The organism is Bradyrhizobium sp. LeoA1Lang (assembly GCF_055413685.1).
The window spans coordinates 1-20,357 of sequence record NZ_JBVAPG010000144.1; the positions used below are offsets into that span (position 1 = coordinate 1).

General features: G+C 64.3%; 20 protein-coding genes and 2 pseudogenes. 20 read left to right on the forward strand and 2 right to left on the reverse strand.

The features are described 5' to 3' along the window. Positions 1-117: 117 nt before the first annotated feature. Both ACZYOF_RS33520 and ACZYOF_RS33525 read right to left on the reverse strand, forming a co-directional pair. Positions 118-609: a hypothetical protein gene (locus tag ACZYOF_RS33520; protein WP_463718461.1), complete on the reverse strand. Its 492-nt coding sequence runs from the start codon at positions 607-609 to the stop codon at positions 118-120. Further along, positions 591-1,430 carry a hypothetical protein gene (locus ACZYOF_RS33525; RefSeq protein ID WP_394568090.1) on the reverse strand — a complete coding sequence of 280 codons (840 nt, stop codon included), beginning with the start codon at positions 1,428-1,430 and terminating at the stop codon, positions 591-593. Before ACZYOF_RS33525 ends, ACZYOF_RS33520 begins: the two co-directional genes overlap by 19 nt. Before the next feature lie 31 nt (positions 1,431-1,461). Here ACZYOF_RS33525 and ACZYOF_RS33530 point away from each other — a divergent pair. From ACZYOF_RS33530 to ACZYOF_RS33625, 20 genes and pseudogenes are all read left to right on the forward strand, one after another. Then, positions 1,462-2,654, forward strand: a pseudogene (locus ACZYOF_RS33530) (nickel-dependent hydrogenase large subunit); the annotation flags it as partial. A 214-nt stretch (positions 2,655-2,868) separates the two neighbouring features. Continuing rightward, on the forward strand, positions 2,869-3,960 hold the full coding sequence (locus ACZYOF_RS33535; RefSeq protein WP_130582171.1) for a hydrogenase small subunit: 1,092 nt from the start codon (positions 2,869-2,871) through the stop codon (positions 3,958-3,960). A gap of 30 nt (positions 3,961-3,990) precedes the next feature. Beyond that, positions 3,991-5,781 carry a nickel-dependent hydrogenase large subunit gene (locus tag ACZYOF_RS33540; protein WP_130582170.1) on the forward strand — a complete coding sequence of 597 codons (1,791 nt, stop codon included), beginning with the start codon at positions 3,991-3,993 and terminating at the stop codon, positions 5,779-5,781. A gap of 9 nt (positions 5,782-5,790) precedes the next feature. After that, positions 5,791-6,534: a Ni/Fe-hydrogenase, b-type cytochrome subunit gene (gene cybH, locus ACZYOF_RS33545; RefSeq protein WP_130582169.1), complete on the forward strand. Its 744-nt coding sequence runs from the start codon at positions 5,791-5,793 to the stop codon at positions 6,532-6,534. Between the two features lie 16 nt (positions 6,535-6,550). Beyond that, the gene (locus tag ACZYOF_RS33550) at positions 6,551-7,129 is read left to right on the forward strand and encodes a HyaD/HybD family hydrogenase maturation endopeptidase (RefSeq protein ID WP_130582168.1); all 579 of its coding nucleotides are present in this window, start codon (positions 6,551-6,553) and stop codon (positions 7,127-7,129) included. Positions 7,130-7,153: 24 nt separating this feature from the next. Continuing rightward, positions 7,154-7,450, forward strand: a complete 297-nt coding sequence (locus ACZYOF_RS33555) for a HypC/HybG/HupF family hydrogenase formation chaperone (RefSeq protein WP_130582167.1) — start codon at positions 7,154-7,156, stop codon at positions 7,448-7,450. Positions 7,451-7,711: 261 nt separating this feature from the next. Then, the gene (locus ACZYOF_RS33560; RefSeq protein WP_130582166.1) at positions 7,712-8,158 is read left to right on the forward strand and encodes a thioredoxin domain-containing protein; all 447 of its coding nucleotides are present in this window, start codon (positions 7,712-7,714) and stop codon (positions 8,156-8,158) included. After that, the gene (locus ACZYOF_RS33565; RefSeq protein WP_394568087.1) at positions 8,155-9,018 is read left to right on the forward strand and encodes a hydrogenase expression/formation protein; all 864 of its coding nucleotides are present in this window, start codon (positions 8,155-8,157) and stop codon (positions 9,016-9,018) included. The genes ACZYOF_RS33560 and ACZYOF_RS33565 overlap by 4 nt, the downstream gene beginning before the upstream one ends. After that, positions 9,015-9,224, forward strand: a complete 210-nt coding sequence (locus tag ACZYOF_RS33570) for a rubredoxin (protein WP_130582164.1) — start codon at positions 9,015-9,017, stop codon at positions 9,222-9,224. The genes ACZYOF_RS33565 and ACZYOF_RS33570 overlap by 4 nt, the downstream gene beginning before the upstream one ends. Continuing rightward, a complete protein-coding gene (gene hybE, locus ACZYOF_RS33575; RefSeq protein WP_394568085.1) occupies positions 9,221-9,733 on the forward strand; it encodes a [NiFe]-hydrogenase assembly chaperone HybE in 513 nt (170 codons plus the stop codon). Before ACZYOF_RS33570 ends, hybE begins: the two co-directional genes overlap by 4 nt. Beyond that, entirely contained in the window at positions 9,730-10,821 is a 1,092-nt protein-coding gene (locus tag ACZYOF_RS33580; protein ID WP_130582162.1) for a nickel-dependent hydrogenase large subunit, read from the forward strand. Before hybE ends, ACZYOF_RS33580 begins: the two co-directional genes overlap by 4 nt. Further along, positions 10,814-11,155: a hydrogenase maturation nickel metallochaperone HypA gene (hypA, locus tag ACZYOF_RS33585; protein ID WP_130582161.1), complete on the forward strand. Its 342-nt coding sequence runs from the start codon at positions 10,814-10,816 to the stop codon at positions 11,153-11,155. Before ACZYOF_RS33580 ends, hypA begins: the two co-directional genes overlap by 8 nt. Beyond that, positions 11,155-12,054, forward strand: a complete 900-nt coding sequence (hypB, locus tag ACZYOF_RS33590) for a hydrogenase nickel incorporation protein HypB (RefSeq protein WP_130582160.1) — start codon at positions 11,155-11,157, stop codon at positions 12,052-12,054. Before hypA ends, hypB begins: the two co-directional genes overlap by 1 nt. A 2-nt stretch (positions 12,055-12,056) precedes the next feature. Beyond that, positions 12,057-14,309, forward strand: coding sequence for a carbamoyltransferase HypF (gene hypF, locus ACZYOF_RS33595; RefSeq protein ID WP_394568083.1), 2,253 nt, complete (start codon positions 12,057-12,059; stop codon positions 14,307-14,309). Further along, on the forward strand, positions 14,309-14,545 hold the full coding sequence (locus tag ACZYOF_RS33600; RefSeq protein ID WP_463718462.1) for a HypC/HybG/HupF family hydrogenase formation chaperone: 237 nt from the start codon (positions 14,309-14,311) through the stop codon (positions 14,543-14,545). Before hypF ends, ACZYOF_RS33600 begins: the two co-directional genes overlap by 1 nt. Beyond that, positions 14,542-15,684, forward strand: a complete 1,143-nt coding sequence (hypD, locus tag ACZYOF_RS33605) for a hydrogenase formation protein HypD (RefSeq protein ID WP_130583743.1) — start codon at positions 14,542-14,544, stop codon at positions 15,682-15,684. Before ACZYOF_RS33600 ends, hypD begins: the two co-directional genes overlap by 4 nt. Next, on the forward strand, positions 15,681-16,721 hold the full coding sequence (hypE, locus tag ACZYOF_RS33610; protein ID WP_130583744.1) for a hydrogenase expression/formation protein HypE: 1,041 nt from the start codon (positions 15,681-15,683) through the stop codon (positions 16,719-16,721). The genes hypD and hypE overlap by 4 nt, the downstream gene beginning before the upstream one ends. Positions 16,722-16,741: 20 nt before the next feature. Continuing rightward, complete coding sequence (locus ACZYOF_RS33615) at positions 16,742-18,442, forward strand: hydrogenase maturation protein (protein ID WP_463718463.1); 1,701 nt, start codon at positions 16,742-16,744, stop codon at positions 18,440-18,442. Continuing rightward, a complete protein-coding gene (locus ACZYOF_RS33620; RefSeq protein WP_463718464.1) occupies positions 18,439-19,791 on the forward strand; it encodes a sigma-54-dependent transcriptional regulator in 1,353 nt (450 codons plus the stop codon). The genes ACZYOF_RS33615 and ACZYOF_RS33620 overlap by 4 nt, the downstream gene beginning before the upstream one ends. Beyond that, positions 19,766-20,357: pseudogene (locus tag ACZYOF_RS33625) on the forward strand (PAS domain S-box protein); the annotation flags it as partial. The gene ACZYOF_RS33620 and the pseudogene ACZYOF_RS33625, both read left to right, overlap by 26 nt.

A 20,357-nucleotide genomic window follows, 5' to 3' on the forward strand; every position in this document is an offset into this window, starting at 1 on the left:
CTGCGCGCAGGCGAGAAATTGGAAGACCGAGTCCGCACCCAGCTCGCCGACATCGGCAACAGACCAGCTTTGGTGCGTTCCTTCTTCAAGCATCCAGATGTCGCCTATATTTCTGACCTATGAGTAAAACGTTTGAGCGGTGCGGTCAGGCATCGCTCGATCGACGGCCGTCGCCTCGGCCGGCGGCGGCCGCGCAGACATATCTTCGTCCATGCTGACCGGAGGAGGGGCGATCGATATCGGGCTCTGACCAATACCCGAGGCATGGATTGCCTTCGTTCGAAGACCCATCGCGGACAAATCAAGGATGAGTGGCTGCAACAGCGTGCGGGTTGCCTTGCCCCCGCGCGACAACACGTCGATGAAATCCTCCTGATTGGGCTGTCCAAGGGCCAGCCGATAGATCATTCGCTGCTCGCGAAGTTGGGCGAACCGCGCAATGTCCCTCCCAAAGGGGCGCTCGAAGACGTGGCGGCGGATTTCAGCTCCGTCGAGCACCCACCAAGGACGAAGGCCGCTGGCATCGACGAAACGCTCCGCATGTCTTTGTACGCAACGCCACGGCGAGCCGTTGGCCAGGGCGGGATCTTTCAATACTTCATCGCGCAATTCCGCGGACAGCCTTCGCCTGACCGACAGGCCCGCGTAGCGCTGGACGCGACCTTCACGTTGCTCAGGTCGAGCAGATTGGAGGAGAGATCCCAATGAACGACATGCGAGCACCATGGGTGAAAATCCAGTCCCTCCTGTCCAACCGACGTCGTGGCAAGAACATGCGGCCAAAAGGGTGTGTTGAAGCTACGGCGCACTTCGTCGGGGCGGACCGGAGTGGCTTGCGCCACGCCACCATCCACTTTGATGACGGGCTCGGTTTCGGCATCTCCAAAGGGCACGGCAACATGGCAGCGCACGGGAATCTTATGCAGAGGTCCGCCGATGCCATGGAAGCTGAAGCCGCCGGCGCGAAGTCCGAGAGATGATTGCAAGTCCTTGGCAAGCCCAATCGCACCCTCTTGCAGGTTCTGCGCGCGGAGCCAGAAGTGTTCGTCGAGAACGCTTTCAAGACCGCCATTGACGACCGCACCCATGACCTGATCGACCGCACTCTTTCCCGACAATGATGACAGGATCACCGGATTATCGAGATAGGCGCGAAGCCCCTGCCAACTCAGTTGCACCAGTTCGGAGTAGCGCGTGGGATTGAGAATCGTCGGGTCGTGCCGCAGCAGAGCCCGGCCCAGCGCGACGCCCGGCGCTCCGATCGCATAGTCCACGAGGTCCGAAAGCTCGGCGGGAGAGAGCCGGTCGACCGGATGCGCCTGCCGCCATTTCTGGACAGCGGTCTGCGCAGCAAGATCGTCGCCGATTGCGCTGCTCCATGCTGAGGCGGACAGCTCCGCGACACCGGCGAAGCATTCAATCGAGGCCAAGATTCGTGCAATCGATCTGTGCCGCCGCCGGGCAGCGCCCAACGGCTTGCTTGGCACCAACATCGCGCATGCGGGGGAGAACGCGGCCGACCATCTGACCCACTTCTACATCTTCTTCATGCCAGACTTTGCCCGCGAGGCCTATGCGGCGCATGGCTGGCACGAAGAGACGCGCGAGCGCTTTGCGGCGACCCGCGGCAGCGCGGCGCGCGACGTGTTGCCGGCGCGGGCACGGCTGCTCGAGACCATGGGCATCGTCGCCGGGAAATGGCTCCACAGTCTTGCGTTTCAGCCCGGCGGCACCACGCGCGCCATCGATCTCGGCGAGCGCGTCCGGCTGCTGTCGATCACGACGGCTTTTCGCAGCTTCCTCGAGCGCATCGTGTTTGCTGACACGCTGGAGAATGTGCTGGCGATATCGTCCGCGAGCGAGCTCGATCGCTGGCGCGACGGCCGCGGCGGCGACTTTGCGCTTTCCTGCGGCTTGCGGACAGTCTCGCGTTGAGCGGGCTCGGCAGGGGCGCCGGCCAGATGATGAGCTATGGCGCCTATCACGGGGTCGACGGCGAGTTGTTTCCGCGCGGCCTGTTTGGCCCGCGAGCCGCAATCGAGCCGCTGCCGCTGACGCAGATCACCGAGGACGTTTCGCACGCCTGGATGCGGGGTTCATCCGCGGATCCCGCTCACAGCAGCACGGTTCCCGATCCCGACAAGCCGGCGGCCTATAGCTGGTGCAAGGCGCCGCGGCTCTCGGGGCAGCCGATCGAGGTTGGCGCGATCGCGCGCCAGACCGTGGCGGGCCAGGCACTGATTGCGGACCTAGTGTCGGTCAGCGGAACCAATGTGCGCAATTGCGTGATCGCGCGGCTGATCGAGACCGCGCGCATCGCGCTTGCGATGGAGCAATGGACGCGCGCGCTGCGACTGTCGGAGCCATTCTGCCACAATACGCGCGAGACTCCCAACGGAAGCTATGTCGGACTGGTCGAAGCCGCGCGCGGCAGTCTCGGGCACTGGATGGCGGTTCGGGACGGCAGGATCGAACGCTACCAGATCATCGCGCCGACGACGTGGAATTTTTCGCCGCGCGATTCCTTCGATGTCGGCGGCCCGCTGGAGCAGGCTCTGGTCGGTACCGACGTCGGCGATGCCGGGCCGCGCGCCGTCGCAATCCAGCACATCGTGCGCTCGTTCGATCCCTGCATGGTGTGCACCGCGCACTAAATATTCCCGCGCTGCGTAAGCGGGAACTTGTGCCGTCTGGAAACCGACTTGTTTCCGCTTCGGGCTTGCGAAGCCTGTTCGAGCGCTGCGCTTTGGGCAATTCAAGTCTGCAACAGTCTGGAATTCCTCCACTTTCATCGCGCGCGCGAGGATTGGCCTGCTTCTTGCTGTCCTAGTCGTCATCGACAGGTCAAAACCGAAGACGGGAGGATTCATGGGCGCGGCGACGGAAACATTTTACAGCGTGATCAGGTGGCAAGGCATCACGCGTCGGAGCTTTCACAAATTCTGCAGCCTCACGGCGACGAGCCTCGGGCTCGGGCCGCTGGCGGCGAGCCGCATTGCGAATGCGCTCGAGACCAAGCCGCGCGTGCCTGTGATCTGGATGCACGGTCTCGAATGCACCTGCTGCTCCGAGAGCTTCATCCGCTCCGCGCACCCGCTGGTCAAGGATGCGGTGCTGTCGATGATCTCGCTCGACTACGATGACACCATCATGGCGGCCGCAGGTCACCAGGCGGAAGCCATACTCGAGGAAACCCGCGCCAAGCACAAAGGCCAGTACATCCTCGCGGTTGAGGGCAATCCGCCACTGAATGAAGGCGGCATGTTCTGTATCGACGGCGGCAAGCCGTTCGTCGAGAAGCTGAAGATGATGGCCGAGGACGCGATGGCGATCATCGCCTGGGGTGCCTGTGCGTCCTGGGGCTGCGTGCAGGCGGCAAAGCCCAATCCGACACAGGCGACGCCCATCGACAAGGTCATCACCAACAAGCCGATCATCAAGGTACCGGGATGCCCCCCGATCGCCGAGGTGATGACCGGCGTCGTCACCTTCATCACCACCTTCGGCAAACTGCCCGAGCTCGACCGACAGGGCCGGCCGAAAATGTTCTATTCGCAGCGCATTCACGACAAGTGCTATCGGCGGCCACATTTCGATGCCGGCCAGTTCGTCGAGGAGTGGGACGACGAGGCCGCGCGCAAGGGCTATTGCCTCTACAAGATGGGCTGCAAGGGCCCGACCACCTACAACGCCTGCTCGACGGTGCGCTGGAACGGCGGCGTTTCGTTTCCGATCCAGTCGGGCCATGGCTGCATCGGCTGCTCGGAGGACGGCTTCTGGGATAAGGGCTCGTTCTACGACCGTCTCACCAACATCAAGCAGTTCGGCATCGAGAAAAATGCCGACCAGATCGGCATGGCGGCGGCCGGCGCCGTCGGCGCCGCAGTGGCCGCGCATGCGGCGGTGACCGCGGTGAAGCGGCTCGCGAGCAAGCGCGAAGACGCCGATCACAACAGCTAAACATAAAGACACACTTGGGCAAGGACAACCATGGGTATCCAGACTCCCAACGGCTTCAATCTCGACAATTCCGGCAAGCGCATCGTCGTCGATCCGGTTACGCGGATTGAAGGCCACATGCGGGTCGAGGTCAATGTCGACGCCGATAACGTCATCCGCAACGCGGTCTCCACTGGCACGATGTGGCGCGGGATCGAAGTGATCCTGAAGAACCGTGATCCGCGCGACGCCTGGGCGTTCACCGAACGGATCTGCGGTGTCTGCACCGGCACGCACGCGCTGACGTCCGTGCGCGCGGTCGAGAACGCGCTCGGGATCACCATTCCGGAGAACGCCAATTCGATTCGCAACCTGATGCAGCTTGCCTTGCAGGTGCACGACCACGTCGTCCATTTCTATCACCTGCATGCGCTGGATTGGGTGGACGTCGTCTCCGCGCTCTCGGCCGATCCGCGTGCGACCTCGACGCTCGCGCAGTCGATCTCGAGCTGGCCGCTGTCCTCGCCCGGCTATTTCAAGGATCTGCAGACCCGCCTGAAGAAGTTCGTCGAGTCCGGACAGTTGGGTCCGTTCAAGAACGGCTATTGGGGCAGCAAGGCCTACAAGCTGCCGCCGGAGGCCAATCTGATGGCAGTGGCGCATTATCTGGAAGCGCTCGATTTCCAGAAGGAGATCGTCAAGATCCACACCATCTTCGGCGGCAAGAATCCGCATCCGAACTGGCTTGTCGGCGGTGTTCCCTGTCCGATCAATGTCGACGGCACCGGCGCCGTCGGCGCCATCAACATGGAGCGGTTGAACCTGATCTCCTCGATCATCGATCGTATCATTGAGTTCAACGAGATGGTTTATCTGCCCGACGTGGCTGCAATCGGTTCGTTCTACAAGGACTGGCTTTATGGCGGCGGCATTTCGGGCCAGAGCGTGCTCGCCTATGGTGACGTGCCCGAACATGCGAACGACTATTCCGCCAAGAACCTGAAGCTGCCGCGGGGCGCCATCATCAACGGCAATCTGTCCGAGGTACTTCCGGTCGATCATGCCAACCCCGACGAGATTCAGGAGTTCGTGGTCCACTCCTGGTACAAATATCCCGACGAAACCAAGGGCCTTCATCCCTGGGACGGCGTCACCGAGCCGAACTACGTGCTCGGGCCCAATGCCAAGGGCACCAAGACCGCGATCGAGCAACTCGACGAGGGCGGCAAGTATTCGTGGATCAAGGCACCGCGCTGGAACGGGCACGCCATGGAGGTCGGCCCGCTGGCGCGCTGGGTCGTCGGCTATGCGCAGAACAAGGCCGAGTTCAAGGATCCCGTCGACAAGTTCCTCAAGGATCTCAATCTGCCAATGTCGGCGTTGTTCTCGACGCTCGGCCGCACCGCTGCGCGTGCGCTCGAGTCGGTCTGGGCCGGGCGCCAGATGCGCTACTTCCAGGACAAGCTTATCGCCAACATCAAGGCCGGCGACAGCTCGACCGCGAACGTCGACAAGTGGAAGCCGGAGAGCTGGCCGAAGGAAGCCAAGGGCTTTGGCTTCACCGAGGCCCCGCGCGGCGCGCTCGCGCACTGGATCAAGATCAAGGAGACCAAGATCGACAACTACCAGTGCGTGGTACCGACCACCTGGAACGGCTCGCCGCGCGACCCCAAGGGCAATATCGGCGCATTCGAGGCCTCGCTGATGAATACGCCGATGGTCAATCCCGAGCAGCCATTGGAGATCCTGCGAACGATCCATTCCTTCGATCCATGCCTGGCCTGTTCGACCCACGTTATGAGTCCGGACGGCCAGGAGCTCGCCAAAGTCAAGGTCAGGTAGGAGGCGGTCATGATGGATGCAGTTGCATCTCCGGCGGAATCCGAACAGGACCTCACCGAGATCGCGGCCGATGCAGCCGGCGAACATGCGGTGGGCCGGCCCACCGTCTATGTCTACGAAGCGCCGGTGCGCATCTGCCACTGGGTGAATGCGTTCTCGATTCTGATCCTGATGGTCACCGGCTATCTGATCGGGACGCCGCTGCCGTCGGTCGAGGGCGAGGCGTCCGCCAACTTCGTGATGGGCTATATCCGCTTTGCCCATTTCGCGGCCGGGCAGGTGCTCGCGGTGTTCTTCCTCGCGCGAATCCTGTGGGCCTTCGCCGGCAACCACCATTCCCGGCAGATCTTCTATCTGCCGGTGCATCGTCGGCAGTTCTGGAAGGAAGTGCTGCATGAGATTCGCTGGTACGCGTTCCTGGAGCGCCAGCCGAAGATGTATGTCGGCCACAACCCGCTGGCGCAGACCGCGATGTTCACCGGCTTCACGCTGTTCGTGACCTTCATGATCGTCACCGGCTTTGCGCTCTATTCGGAAGGTGCGGGTATCGATAGCTGGCAGCACAAGCTGTTCGGCTGGGTGTTTGCGATCTGGCCGAACAGCCAGGATGTTCACACCTGGCATCATCTCGGCATGTGGGCGCTGGTCGTGTTCGTGATGGTGCACGTCTACGCCGCGGTCCGCGAAGACATCATGTCACGCCAGAGCATCATCTCCTCGATGATCTCCGGCGAACGTCAATTCCGCGATTGAAATTGAAAAGCTGCCGATGCCGACATTCTCGCAAGACAACCGCATCCTGGTGCTCGGCATCGGCAACATCCTGTGGGCCGACGAAGGATTTGGCGTGCGCGCGGTGGAGGAGTTCCACCGCCGCTACGCCGTGCCTGGTAACGTCACCATCCTCGACGGCGGCACGCAGGGTCTCTACCTCGTCAACTATCTGGAAGAGGCCGACCGCATGATCGTGTTCGACGCCATCGACTACGGCCTCGAACCCGGCCAGTTGAAGCTCGTGCGCGACGACGAGGTGCCGCGCTTCACCGGCGCCAAGAAGATGAGCCTGCACCAGACCGGCTTCCAGGAAGTGATCAGCGCCGCCGATTTGCTCGGCCGCTGCCCAAAGCATCTCGTACTGATCGGCTGCCAGCCGCTCGATCTCGAGGATTGGGGCGGGCCGCTGACGCCGCCGGTGCGCGAGCAGATCTCGCCTGCGATCGATCTCGCCTGCGAGATCTTGGCCGAGTGGGACGTCACGGTCAGCCGCCGCAGCGCGCCGTTGGCGCAGTCCGAGCGGCTGCTCGCCAATGACATCAATCACGCCAATTACGAGATGCGGCCGGCCTGACCGGCGCGCTCCGGAGACAGCGCGATGTGCCTCGGCCTGCCGATGACAATTGTCGAGACCGACGGCATGTCGGCGCTGTGCGAATTTCGCGGCGAGCAGCGCCGCGTCTCCATGCTGCTGCTCTCCAACCCTCCGGTTGGCGCCCATGTGCTCGTCTATATCGACACCGCGATCCGGTGTCTCGATGAGGAAGAGGCGCGGCTGATCGGAGCTGCGATCGACGGTCTTGGTGCGGCGCTCGACGGCGAGGATTGCGACCGCTCTTTCGCCGACCTGATCGGCCGCGAGCCGCAACTGCCCGCGCACCTTCGGTCGGAATAGGCCAACGTCCAGGCATGCATCCGCGGCCGGATCGGCGTGCGGGCGCACAACGGGCTGCGTGGAAGGTATCTTTCTATCTGCAAAGTTGGCTTTCATCAGAAATGGAAAGTATCTTATCATTGGGGCGCGAGTCATCTTGCGTGTCATAAAATACATGATGTAAATCAATGATATAAATCCGAAAAGTCGCTAGCGCGTGCTGGCACATGACTTGCTAATTCCTATCCCGAGCAACTTCATATGCTTGTCAGGGGAGGTCTGATGGAATTCCAGGTAGGGAAGCATGATCTGACGCGGCACGGCCTGAATGAGGTCGACGCCGCGACGGTCGATCATTTTCTTGGCGCGACTGATGAGGCCGGGGCGGTCGCGGTGCTGCTGTCGGCGGGCGATCCCAATCGCTTTCCGGAGGCGATCGATGTCGCCGTGGTGTTGCCGGAGCTGATCGCGGCGTTCGGGGGCCGGCTGCGCGGTGCGGTCATCGCCCGCGGCGACGAGAGCGCGCTCGGCCAGCGCTTTGGCGTGCGCGTGCAACCGACGCTGATCCTCGTCGCCAAGGGTGAGACGCTGGGGCTAATCGCCAAGATCCAGGACTGGTCGGTCTATATCGACCGCATCAACAAGCTGATCGACCGTCCGCGCGGGCAGAGCGCCGCGGTCGCCGTCACCATTGTTCCCCAGCATCGCGCACAAGGTGTCGAGCTATGAAAGTCGGATTCTGGGATTTGCCCGAAGGCGCCGAGCAACCGGTCAGCGTGTTTCCGATCGGCGAAGAGAGCCTCAATGCCGCGAAGGGCAGCCTGACGGCGGCCGGCGCGCTCGCAAGGCTTGCGACGCTCGACAGCGCTGAGCTTGCGAAGAGCTGCCCGAACGCGGTCGCGCTGCTCTCGAGGGTCGCGGAAGGCGTCGCGGGCCAAAAGGCGGACGCGCCGTCTCAACTGTTCCGGCTCGGCAATCTCAACGATCTCGAGAGCAAGCTCGTGGCCGACGTGCTCGGCGAAGGCGAGGTCGGAGGCGTTGTTGCGCTGCCGGACGGATCGCTGGCCCAGATCCAGGAATCGGTGCTGGCGGGGCTCTGGCGCGTGCGTCTCGAGACCGACGCCAACCACGAATATCTCGAGATCGGCGCGATTCCGGAGATCGTCAGGCGCGCGGCCGCCGACCTGACGTCCGTCGATTTCGAAATCGGGCAGGTTCCGGAGGGCGCCATGAACGTGCTGCCGGTGCTCGCCGAAATCCGCGAGCGAGCGCTGGCTTGGCGGCCCGGCATTCGCTCGCAGATCATCAACTTCACGCTGCTGCCGATGAGCCCGGTCGATATGAGCTTCCTGCAGGACACGATCCGGAACGGACCGATCCAGCTCGTGTCGCGCGGCTATGGCACCTGCCGGGTGCTTTCCACGGGCATCCGCAATGTCTGGTCAGTCCAGTTCTTCAACGCCATGGACACCATCATTCTGGACACGCTGGAAGTCGGCGGAGTGCCGACCGTCGCGATCGCCGCGGATGAGGACTTTGAGGACTCTGCCGAGCGGCTGCAGGAAATCATCGAGGCCTACTTCAAATGAGCGCCTTCGAAAACTTTGGCGTGCGCCAGGATGTCGCCGATGTCGCGCGGCTGGAATGTGGCATCTGCTGGACCGTTTATGATCCAGCTGATGGCGACGAGGTGGCGCAGATCGCACCCGGCACGCCGTTCGCGGAGCTGCCGGCGGAGTGGCATTGCCCGAACTGCGATGCCCCGAAATCCAAATTCATGGCGATCGAAGCATGACGGGGAGCGCGCCAAATCCCGACGCCGACGCCGACGCCGTGGCGTGGGGCGAGCTTCTCGCCGGAAGCTATCGGGAGATCGGCGAGCGCGCGATGCGCGATCTGCCGATCTACAACGATGCGCTCAGCGTCGAGGCAGTCGGCTTCCGCCGGCTCAACAGCAGCATCGTCGGCATCATGGTCACGCCCTGGTTCATGAACGTCGTGATGCCGGCGAGCGCCGCGCGGGACACCTCGGGCGCGACACTGCGAATCCGCTTTCCCGCGGGGGACGTCGAATTTACCCTCAGCGAGGTCGGGCAAATGAGCCGGATCGCGAGCTGTTCGCTGTTCTCGCCGATGTCTGAGTTCGCCGACATGGCGGCGGCGCGGGCGACGGCCGAAGCCGCGCTCGCCGAACTCATGCTGCCGGCCGACAGCGAGGAGGCGGTCCGCCGCCGCGAGCCCGCGACAACCTCGATCGATCGGCGTAACTTCCTGCGTGGGGCTTTGACGGAGCGGCGCGGATGAGCCTGGCCTTCCGCAATGAGATCGACATCACGGTGTGGCTTGCCGGCGCCACGATCGCCGATGTCGCGATCCGGCCGCGCAGCCGGCCGCCATTGACGCGGCTGTTTGCGGGAAAGCCGGCGGCTTCGCTGCTATCGGTGCTGCCGCGGCTGTTCTCGCTCTGCTCGGTCGCCCATCAGGTGGCGCTCCTGTCGGCGGTCGAGGCGGCGCAGGGGCAGGACGCGACGCAAGCGATCGTGCAGAGTCGAGCCATTGCGGTCGCCTCTGAGCGACTTACCGAGTTGCTGCGCGGCCTGTTTATCGGACGGTTCGCGCTAGACCGCGCAAGCGCCTCCGCCGTGCGTGGCATGATGCAGGCAAGCACGATCCTAAGCGGCGCGAGCGAAGGCGTGCCACAAGCCTTCCGTCGCGACGCGGTCGCACAGATCAAAGCTGCGCTCGCCGCGCTGGGGATCGCCGGCGACGGCCAGGCGCTCGCGCCGGGCAGCGCGCTCGCCGCATTTGTCGCTCGCTGCGATGGCGAAGCATTGTCGCGGCCGGTGGCCGAGCAATCATTCCTGACCGCGGCTGACGATCTCGAAATCGTCACGCGCCTGCTGGCGGATGGTGCGGCCTATTCCGATGCGCCGGAAGTCAGCAGCAAAATTCCAGAAACCGGCATCTGGGCGCGCCGGGCGGGGCGCGAACCGGGCCTGTCTGCGGGCGCGAGCCCCGCCGCGCGGCTCAAGGCGCGCATCACCGAGGTGGCAGAGCTCTGCGCTTGGCTCGATGGCCGCGAGGAGGATTTTGATGACGGCGTGGTCGCGAGCTATCGGCTCGGTACCGGCAAGGGCGCGGCTGCGGTCGAATGCGCGCGCGGCCGCCTCTACCACGCGGTTGCGCTCGACGACGAGGATCGCATCGTCAGCTTCGAATTCCTGGCGCCGACCGAGTGGAATTTCCATGCCCGCGGACCGCTGGTCCGCAGCCTCAAGGGCTTGCTGCTTGCCGCCGGCCGCCAGGGACAGGATGCGGTCCGCATGCTGGTCGACTCGTTTGACCCCTGCGTCGGCTTCAGCCTCAGTTTTCGCGAGGCGGGCCATGCATGAGATGGCGCTGTGCGAAGGCATCGTCGGCATTGTCGAGGAGGAAGCGCGCAAGCGCTCCTTCACCAAGGTGAATGTCGTCTGCCTCGAAATCGGAGCGCTCAGCCACGTCGCGCCGGAGGCGATGAAATTTTGCTTCGAGGCCGTCGCCGCAAGAACCATTGCGCAAGGCGCAAAACTCGAGATCGTCGAGACGCCGGGAACAGCCTGGTGCATGGCCTGTTCAAAAAGCGTCGAGATCAAGCAGCGTTACGAGCCGTGCCTCTCCTGCGGCGGCTATCAATTGCAAGTGACGAGCGGCGAAGAGATGCGTGTAAGAGAATTGGAGATCGACTGATGTGTACGGTCTGCGGCTGCAGCGACGGCAAGGCGTCCATCGAACATACACATGATCATCATTACGATCATGACCATGGTCACCACGGGCATCATCATCCACATCATCACGGTCACGGCCATGAACACCACCATCTCCACGACCATGCGCCGGGCGATGCCGGCTTAGTCGACTGCGGCGCAAATCCGGCAGGCCAAAAGATCGCGGGTATGAGCAGCGATCGCATCATCCAGGTCGAGCGCGACATTCTGGACAAAAACGACCGGCTCGCCGCCGACAACCGCGCGCGTTTCCGCGCCGACGATGTGTTGGTCTTCAACCTGGTCTCGAGCCCCGGCGCAGGCAAGACTTCGCTGCTGGTCCGCGCCGTATCCGAATTGAAGGATAGTTTTGCGATCGGCGTGATCGAAGGCGACCAGCAGACCTCCAACGATGCCGAGCGTATTCGCGCGACTGGCGTGCCGGCGATCCAGGTCAACACCGGCAAGGGCTGCCACCTCGATGCCGCCATGGTCGGTGAGGCCTATGACCGGCTGCCCTGGCTGAATGGTGGCCTCCTTTTCATCGAGAATGTCGGCAATCTTGTGTGTCCGGCCGCATTCGATCTCGGCGAGGCCTGCAAGATCGTGGTGTTCTCAACCACCGAGGGCGAAGACAAGCCGCTGAAATATCCGGACATGTTCGCGGCCTCATCCCTGATGCTGATCAACAAGATCGATCTCGCGCCCGTGCTCGACTTCGATCTCGCGAAGACCATCGAATATGCGCGGCGGGTCAATTCGAACATCGAAGTGCTGACGGTATCGGCGCGCACCGGCGAAGGCTTCCCGGCCTTCTATGCCTGGATCGGCAAGCGGGTTTTGACGATGAAGCCAGCCTCGATGACGGCGGCGGAGTGACAATGGGCGGCGAGGCCGTAACATTGGACGGACGGCGGCTGCGTCTGCACGTGCGCGGCGCGGTGCAGGGCGTCGGCTTTCGTCCCTATGTCTATGGTCTCGCCACGCGCTATCGCCTCGGCGGCTTCGTCGCCAACGATTCCCACGGTGTCGTCATCGAGGTCGAGGGCGAGCGCGCATCGGACTTCGTCGCGGCGCTGCCGCTCGAAAAGCCGCCGCTTGCCCGGATCGACGAGATTTCCGTGCAGCCGGTCGGCGCGGTCGCAAGCGCGGAGTTTTGTATCCGCGCCAGCGAGCAGGGCAGGGTGTCGACGCGCATCGTCGCCGATGCCGCAACCTGCAAGGAATGCTTGCGCGAGCTGTTCGATCCGACCAGCCGCTTTCATCGCTATCCCTTCGTCAACTGCACCCATTGCGGTCCGCGCTACACCATTGCCGAGCGGCTGCCCTATGACCGTTCGGCCACGGCGATGAAGCGCTTTGCGATGTGCAAAACCTGTGCGGAGGATTACGCAGATCCCAGGAGCCGCCGCTTTCATGCCGAGGCGATCGCCTGCCCACAATGCGGCCCGAGGCTCAGCCACGAAATCGCAGACGTCGCCTCTGCGATTGCCGGCGGCAAAATCGTCGCGATCAAGGGGCTCGGCGGTTATCAGCTCCTCTGCGATGCCCGCGCCGAGCGGGTCGTGCGGCGGCTGCGGCAGCGCAAGCAGCGCGACCAAAAACCTTTTGCCGTCATGGTCGGGTCGGTGGATGCGGTCGCTGACATCGCCGGCGCCGATGCCGCCGAGCTTGCGTTGCTCCAAACGTCGCCGCGGCCGATAGTGCTGATGCCGTCGCACCATCGGCTCGCGCCTGCGATCGCGCCGGAACTGTCGCTGCTCGGCGTCGTGTTGCCAGTCACCCCGCTCCATCACCTGATCTTCAACGCGCTGAACTCGGCGCATAAGCGGGCCGGCGAAAGCTGGGCGATCGTCGCCACTAGCGCCAATCCCGGCGGAGAGCCGCTCCTGATCGACAATCGCGAGGCGGAGCGGCGCCTTGCCGGCATCGCCGATCTCATCGTCACCCATGACCGCGACATCGTCACCCGTGCCGACGATTCCGTGGCGGCGGTCGTTGCAGGCCGTACGCAATTCCTCCGCCGCGCCCGCGGCTATGTGCCCGAACCGGTCCGCCTCGCGCGCGCCGTGCCGCCGATCCTTGGCGTCGGCGGTGCCCTGAAATCGACCGTGACGGTCACGTGGGGCAGAGAGGCCTTCGTCTCCCAGCACATCGGCGACCTCGACACCGCGGAGGGCATCCGCTTCTTCGAGGAGACGGTGCATCACCTGCTTTCAACGCTGGACGTCGAGCCGGTCGTCGTCGCCCATGATTTGCATCCGAACATGGCCTCGACCCGCTTTGCGGAAGGACGCGGGAAGCGGCTGATCGCGGTCCAGCACCATCATGCCCACGCGGCCTCCGTGATGGCGGAACATGGCGTCGCCGGACCGGTCTTGGCGCTGGTGCTCGACGGTTTTGGCCATGGCAGCGATGGCGGCAATTGGGGTGGCGAGATCTTGCTATGCGACGGCGCGCGGTTCCGGCGGCTCGGCCATCTCGCGCCGATGAAGATGCCGGGCGGTGATCGCGCCGCGCGCGAGCCGTGGCGGATCGCCGCTGGCGTGCTGCATGCCCTGGGACGCGGCGAGACGGTTGCGGCTCGCTTTGCGGCGCAGCCGCAGGCCGCGCGTCTCTCCGCCTTGCTCGAGCAAACAGGCGTGCCGACGACGACCAGCGCCGGTCGGCTGTTCGACGCAGCCGCAGGGTTGCTGGGTCTTTGCCCGGTGCAGGGCTATGAAGGCGAAGCCGCGATGAGGCTGGAGGCACTGGTTCGCATGCTCCGTATCATGAAAGACGGCTGGACCATCGCGCACGGCGTGCTGTCTTTGCTGCCGTTGCTCGCGCGCCTTGCAGCCGAGAGGTTCGATCCCGTCGAGGGAGCCGAGCTGTTCCACGGCACTTTCGCCGCGGCCTGCGTCGACTGGATTACCCGCGCGGCGCGCGAGACCGGAACTACGACCGTCACCCTGAGCGGCGGCTGCTTCCTCAACGCGATCCTGTCGAACGAGATCGGACGCGGCTGCATTGCCGCCGGCCTCGCGCCGCTCCTGCCGCGGCAGCTGCCACCCAATGACGGCGGTCTCAGCCTCGGTCAGGCCTGGATCGCCGCGCTTCAACTCGAACAGCACGGCCTGGAAGGAACCGCCTGATGTGTCTTGCCATACCTGCTGAGATCACAAGACTTCTGCCCGACGAGATGGCGATCGTCTCCATCGACGGAGTCAGCAAGGAGATCTCGGTCGCGTTGATCGAGGACCTCGCCGTCGGCGACTACGTGATCATCCATGTCGGCTACGCCCTGACGAAGATCGATCCGGAGGAGGCGAGGCGGACGCTCGAATTGCTGCGCGAGCTCAGCGCCGAGGGACAGGGAGCCGTCTCATGAAATATGCCGACGAGTTTCGCGACAAGGAGATCGCGCTGGGGCTCGCGAAAGCCATCCGCGCGGAGGCGCATCCCGAGAGACCCTATCGCTTCATGGAGTTCTGCGGCGGCCATACGCATGCGATCTCGCGCTACGGCCTCGAGGACATGCTGCCGAAGCACGTGCTGATGATCCACGGCCCCGGCTGTCCGGTCTGCGTGCTGCCGGCCGGGCGCATCGACATGGCCATCCGGCTGGCGGCGCGGCCGGAGATCATCCTGTGCGTCTATGGCGACCTGATGCGCGTTCCGGGCTCGCAAGGAGCGTCGCTCCTGAAGGCGAAAGCGCGCGGCGCCGACATCCGCATGGTCTATTCCACGATCGACGCGATCCGGATCGCGGAGGAGAATCCCGAGCGCGAGGTCGTCTTCTTCGCCATCGGCTTCGAGACCACGACGCCGCCGACCGCGGTCATGATCCGTCTGGCCGAGAAGAAGCAGCTCGAAAACTTCAGCGTGTTCTGCAACCACGTGCTGACGCCGCCGGCGATGCAAAACATCTTGGAGAGCCCCGATATCCGCAACATCGGCCGCGTCGAGATCGACGGTTTCGTCGGACCCGCCCATGTCTCGACCATCATCGGCACCGCGCCTTACGAGTTCTTTGCGGAAGAATTCGGCAAGCCGGTCGTAATCGCAGGCTTCGAGCCGCTCGACATGATGCAGGCGATCCTGATGCTGATGCGGCAGGTCAACGAGAACAGGCACGAGGTCGAGAACCAGTATAGCCGGGCGGTGACCCGCGACGGCAATCTGCGCGCCAAGGAGGAGGTCTCCGACATCTTCGAGCTTCGCGATCAGTTCGAGTGGCGCGGGCTCGGGCAGGTGCCGTATAGCGGGCTGAAGCTGAAGCGCGCCTACGCCAAATACGACGCCGAGGTCCGGTTCGAAATGAACGAGCTGCGCGTCGACGACAATCCGGCCTGCGAATGCGGCGCCATTTTGCGCGGGGTGAAGAAGCCGGTCGATTGCAAGCTGTTCGGCACCGTCTGCACGCCGGAGACGCCGATGGGGTCCTGCATGGTCTCCTCCGAAGGCGCCTGCGCCGCGCACTGGACTTATGGCCGCTTCCGCGACCATCAGCAGAGGCGGGCGTCATGAAGGGCTATCAGCGCAAGCTCGATATCAGGAACGGCTGCGTCGACCTGTCCCACGGCTCAGGGGGCCGCGCCATGGCGCAATTGATCTCGGGCCTGTTCCACGAGGCTTTTGGCAATGAATGGCTCGCGCGCGGCAATGATCAATCGGCATTCGACGTCGGCGCCGGGCGCATGGTGATGACGACGGACGGCTATGTAGTCTCGCCGCTGTTCTTCCCCGGCGGCAATATCGGCTCGCTCGCGGTGCACGGCACCGTCAACGACATCGCCATGGCCGGCGCGCGGCCGCTCTATCTCTCGGCGAGTTTCATCATCGAGGAGGGCTTTCGCTTCGCTGACCTCAAGCTGATCGCGGAGTCCATGGGAGAAGCCGCGCGCACGGCTGGCGTCCACATCATCACCGGCGACACCAAGGTGGTCGAGCGCGGCAAGGCCGACGGCTTGTTCATCTCGACGGCCGGCGTCGGCGTCGTGCCTGACGGGCTCGATCTCTCGGCCGAGAACGCGCGGGTCGGCGATCGCGTGCTGATCTCCGGCACGCTCGGCGATCACGGCGTCGCCATCATGTCCAAGCGGCAGAATCTCGCCTTTGAGACCGAGATCGTCTCGGATTCGGCGTCGCTGCACGACCTCGTCGCGGAGATGGTGAAAGCCGGCGGTCGCGGCATCCGCCTGATGCGCGATCCCACGCGCGGCGGGCTCGCCGCCACGATGAACGAGATCGCCCAGCAATCCGACCTCGGCTTCCGTCTCCACGAAGAGGCGATCCCGGTGAAGCCGGGCGTGGCAGCGGCCTGCGAGCTGCTCGGGCTCGATCCGCTCCACGTCGCCAACGAGGGCAAGCTAGTCGCGATCGTCGCGCCGGAGGTTGCCGATGCGGTGCTGACCGCGATGCAGGCACATCCGCTCGGCCGTGACGTTGCCGACATCGGCGAGGCCGTTGCCGACGATCATCATTTCGTGCAGATGGCGACGAGTTTTGTCGGCGGACGGATCGTCGACTGGCTGTCGGGCGAGCAACTGCCGAGAATCTGTTGAGGAATCTGCTGAGGCCCACGATGCGCATCCTGCTCCTGTCGCATTCCTTCAACAGCCTGACGCAGCGACTTCACGTCGAGCTTAGGGAGCGAGGCCACGCGGTCTCGGTCGAGCTCGACATTCATGCCGACGTCACGCGCGAAAGCGTGGCGCTGCATCGGCCCGACCTGGTGGTCGCGCCGTTCCTGAAGCGGGCGATCCCGGAGGACGTCTGGCGCAGCGTGCGCTGCCTGATCGTCCATCCCGGCCCGCCCGGCGACCGCGGACCGGCCGCACTTGACTGGGCGGTCCTCGAAGGCGCCGACGAGTGGGGCGTCACGGTATTGCAGGCGGATGGCGAGTTCGACGCCGGCCCGGTCTGGGCGTTCCGCACCTTCCCGATGCGGCGCGCAGCCAAGTCCAGCATCTACCGCAACGAGATGACGTCGTGCGCCGTCGAGGCGGTACTCGAAGCCATCGGGGCGATTGAGTCCGGACGGCCGACGCCGCCACCGATGTGCGCGGGTGATCCGCGCATCCGCGTCCGCGGACCGTGCCGCCAGGCGGACCGGACGATCGACTGGCAGAACGACACGACCGCGACCGTCCTGCGCAAAGTCAACAGCGCCGACGGCATGCCAGGCCTTGCCGACAGCCTGTTCTTTGAGGATGTCAGGCTGTTCGACGTACACGAAGCGCATGACATTTCCGGCGTACCCGGCACCATAGTGGCCCAATGCGGCGGCGCGCTGGCGCGTGCCACGGTCGACGGCGCGGTCTGGATCGGCCAAGTCAGGCGGCTCGCGCCGAAGAGCCTGAAGCTGCCGGCGGCAAAAATCTTCGCCGCAGCGGCGGCGCACCTGCCGCACCGGTCCGGTTGCGGCTACGCTCCGATCCGATATCGCGAGCATGGCGAGGTCGGCGAGCTGCGATTCTCCTTCTATAACGGCGCCATGAGTAGCGGCGACTGCGAAGCCCTGCTCGGCGCCTATCGGGCTGCGCTGGCGCGCCCGACCAAGGTGCTGCTCCTGACCGGCGGCCGCGACTACTGGTCGAACGGTATTCATCTCGCCGAGATCGAGGCGGCCGACAGCGCCGCGGATGAGTCCTGGCGTAACATCAACGCGATTGACGATCTCGCCCGCGCGATCATCGAGACCACCGACCGCCTGGTCGTCTCGGTCATTCGCGGCAATGCGGGTGCGGGCGGCGTCTTCCTGAGCCTCGCTGCCGATGAAGTCTGGGCCAGCGACCAGGTCGTCCTCAATCCGCATTACAAGGACATGGGCAATCTCTACGGCTCGGAGTACTGGACCTATCTGTTGCCGCGCCGCGCGGGGGCTGCGAATTCCACCCGGATCACGCAATACCGGCTCCCGATGGGAGTAGTGGAGGCGCGGCGCCTCGGCATCGTCGACCGCGTGCTGTCCGGCGCGGAGCTTGCGGACGCGAACTTCGTGAAACTCGGGATCGCCATGGCGGTGGACGAAGGTTTTGCCGCGCGCCTTGCCGACAAGCAGCGACGGCGCGCGGCCCATGAGGCCGAAAAGCCGTTGGAGGCCTATCGCGATGAGGAGCTGCGGCGGATGCGGCTCAATTTCTACGGATTCGACCCGAGCTACCACGTTGCCCGCTTCAACTTCATCCACAAGGTGCCGAAGTCGCGCACGCCGCTGACCATCGCCAATCACCGGTCTCGGCGCGCGCCTGACCACTCCACCCCTATGGTGGTGCCATCATGAGCGTGCAGGGAACCATTCTGGTCGTGGACGACGAGGTCCGCTCGCAGGAAGCGCTGCGACGCGTCCTCCACGACGATTTCGAGGTGCTCTGCGCCGGCAGCGCGGCGGAGGAGCTCTGGCCCGATCCGGTGCGGATGATCATCTCCGGCTATTCGGACTCGGAGGACATCATCGCCGGGCTCAACGAGGCCGGCATTTATCAGTACATCACAAAACCCTGGCAACCGGACCGCCTTATCGACATCGTCAAGGAGGCGGTCCAGCTCTACCGGCTGCAGAAGGAGACGGAGACCGCGGGTGTCGACGTCAGGGCGACGCCGCAGCACATCAAGAAGGTCGTTTCGGTCAAGCGCGGCGCCGCAAAGCAGCTCTACGACTTCAACCGCATCGTGCACTCGCCTGACAGTCCGATGCATGGCGTCATCGAGCTCGGCCGGCGCGCCGCCGAATACGACATCTCGGTGCTGATCACGGGCGAGTCCGGGACGGGCAAGGAACTGCTGGCGCGCGCCATCCACTACGGCTCGGCCCGGGCCAGAAAGGCCTTCGTGGTCGAGAACTGCGGCGCGCTGCCCGACGAGCTGCTCGAAAGCGAATTGTTCGGCTGCAAGAAGGGCGCCTTCACCGGCGCCTACCAGGATCGCATCGGCCTGTTCGAGGTCGCCGACGGCGGCACCATCTTCCTCGACAAGATCGGGGAGACCTCGCCGGCGTTCCAGGTAAAACTGCGTGTACTGCAGGAGAGCGAGATTCGGCCGCTCGGCGCGCAGCGGGTGCGCAAGGTCGACGTTCGCGTGGTCGCCGCGACCAACCGCGATCTCGAGGCCGAGGTCGAGGCGGGCCGCTTCCGGCGCGATCCCTACTATCGCCTGGCGGCGTTTCCCGTCCACATGCCGGCGCTGCGTGAGCGCCCGATGGACATTCCCCTGATCGCGGAAGGGGTGCTGGCGTCGGTCAAAACCTCCTTCAACCGGCCGAGCCTGCGCTTTGCGGCTTCGGCGCTCGAGGCGTTCGTCAAGTACCACTGGCCCGGCAACGTGCGCGAGCTGCAGAACGAGATCCAGCGCATGGCGGTTCTGGCCGATGCCGACGAGTTGCGAGCCCCGCTGCTCGGCCGGCGCAACGGCAAGCAGGCGGCCGCGGTGGTCCATGGCAAGCTGAACGGGTCGGCGAACCTCAAGGACAAGGTGGAGGATCTCGAGAAGTCGGTTATCATCAGCTATCTGGAGCGGTACGAAGGCAATATCAGCCGGGTCGCGAGCGAGCTTGGGCTGTCGCGCGTCGGTCTCAGGAACAAGCTGTCCAGGTATGATTTGAGAAAAAATGCCAAAGGCGACGCATTCTCCTGAAGCCGGCGAGACCCAATCGCTGCTCAAGCTGGTCACCAATCGCGGCGCGATCGAGTTCGATCACGAGCGCGAGGGCGCCTGGATCGAAGTCATCCGCAAGATGGACGAGGTCTATTCCGACCTCCTGCGCTACGAGGTCGACCTTGAGCACAAGAATGCGGAGCTCGAGGAAGCGTAGGCCTTCGTCACCAACGTCATCGAATCCGTCTCTGACATCCTCATCGTCTGCGACTCGAAAGGGCTGGTGCAGCAGGTAAATTCCGCGTTCCAGCACACGCTAGGCTGCAGTGTTACTGATATCGTTGGCAGGAACATCGCGGATATCATCGATGCCGCGGACAAAGCCAAGCTGGTCCCGCTCCTGAAGCCCCGCAGCGCGGCTGACGTCGTCGACGGTGAGCTGCGGTTTCCGAGCGAGGGCGGCAGCTCCGATCTCTTTGCCATCAACAGCTCACCGCGCCACGATCATCGCGGCCGCTTCATCGGCGTGGTGCTGACCGGGCGCCCGATCGGCGAGCTTCGCCGCGCCTACGAGGCGCTGCACAAGGCGCATCACGAATTGCAGC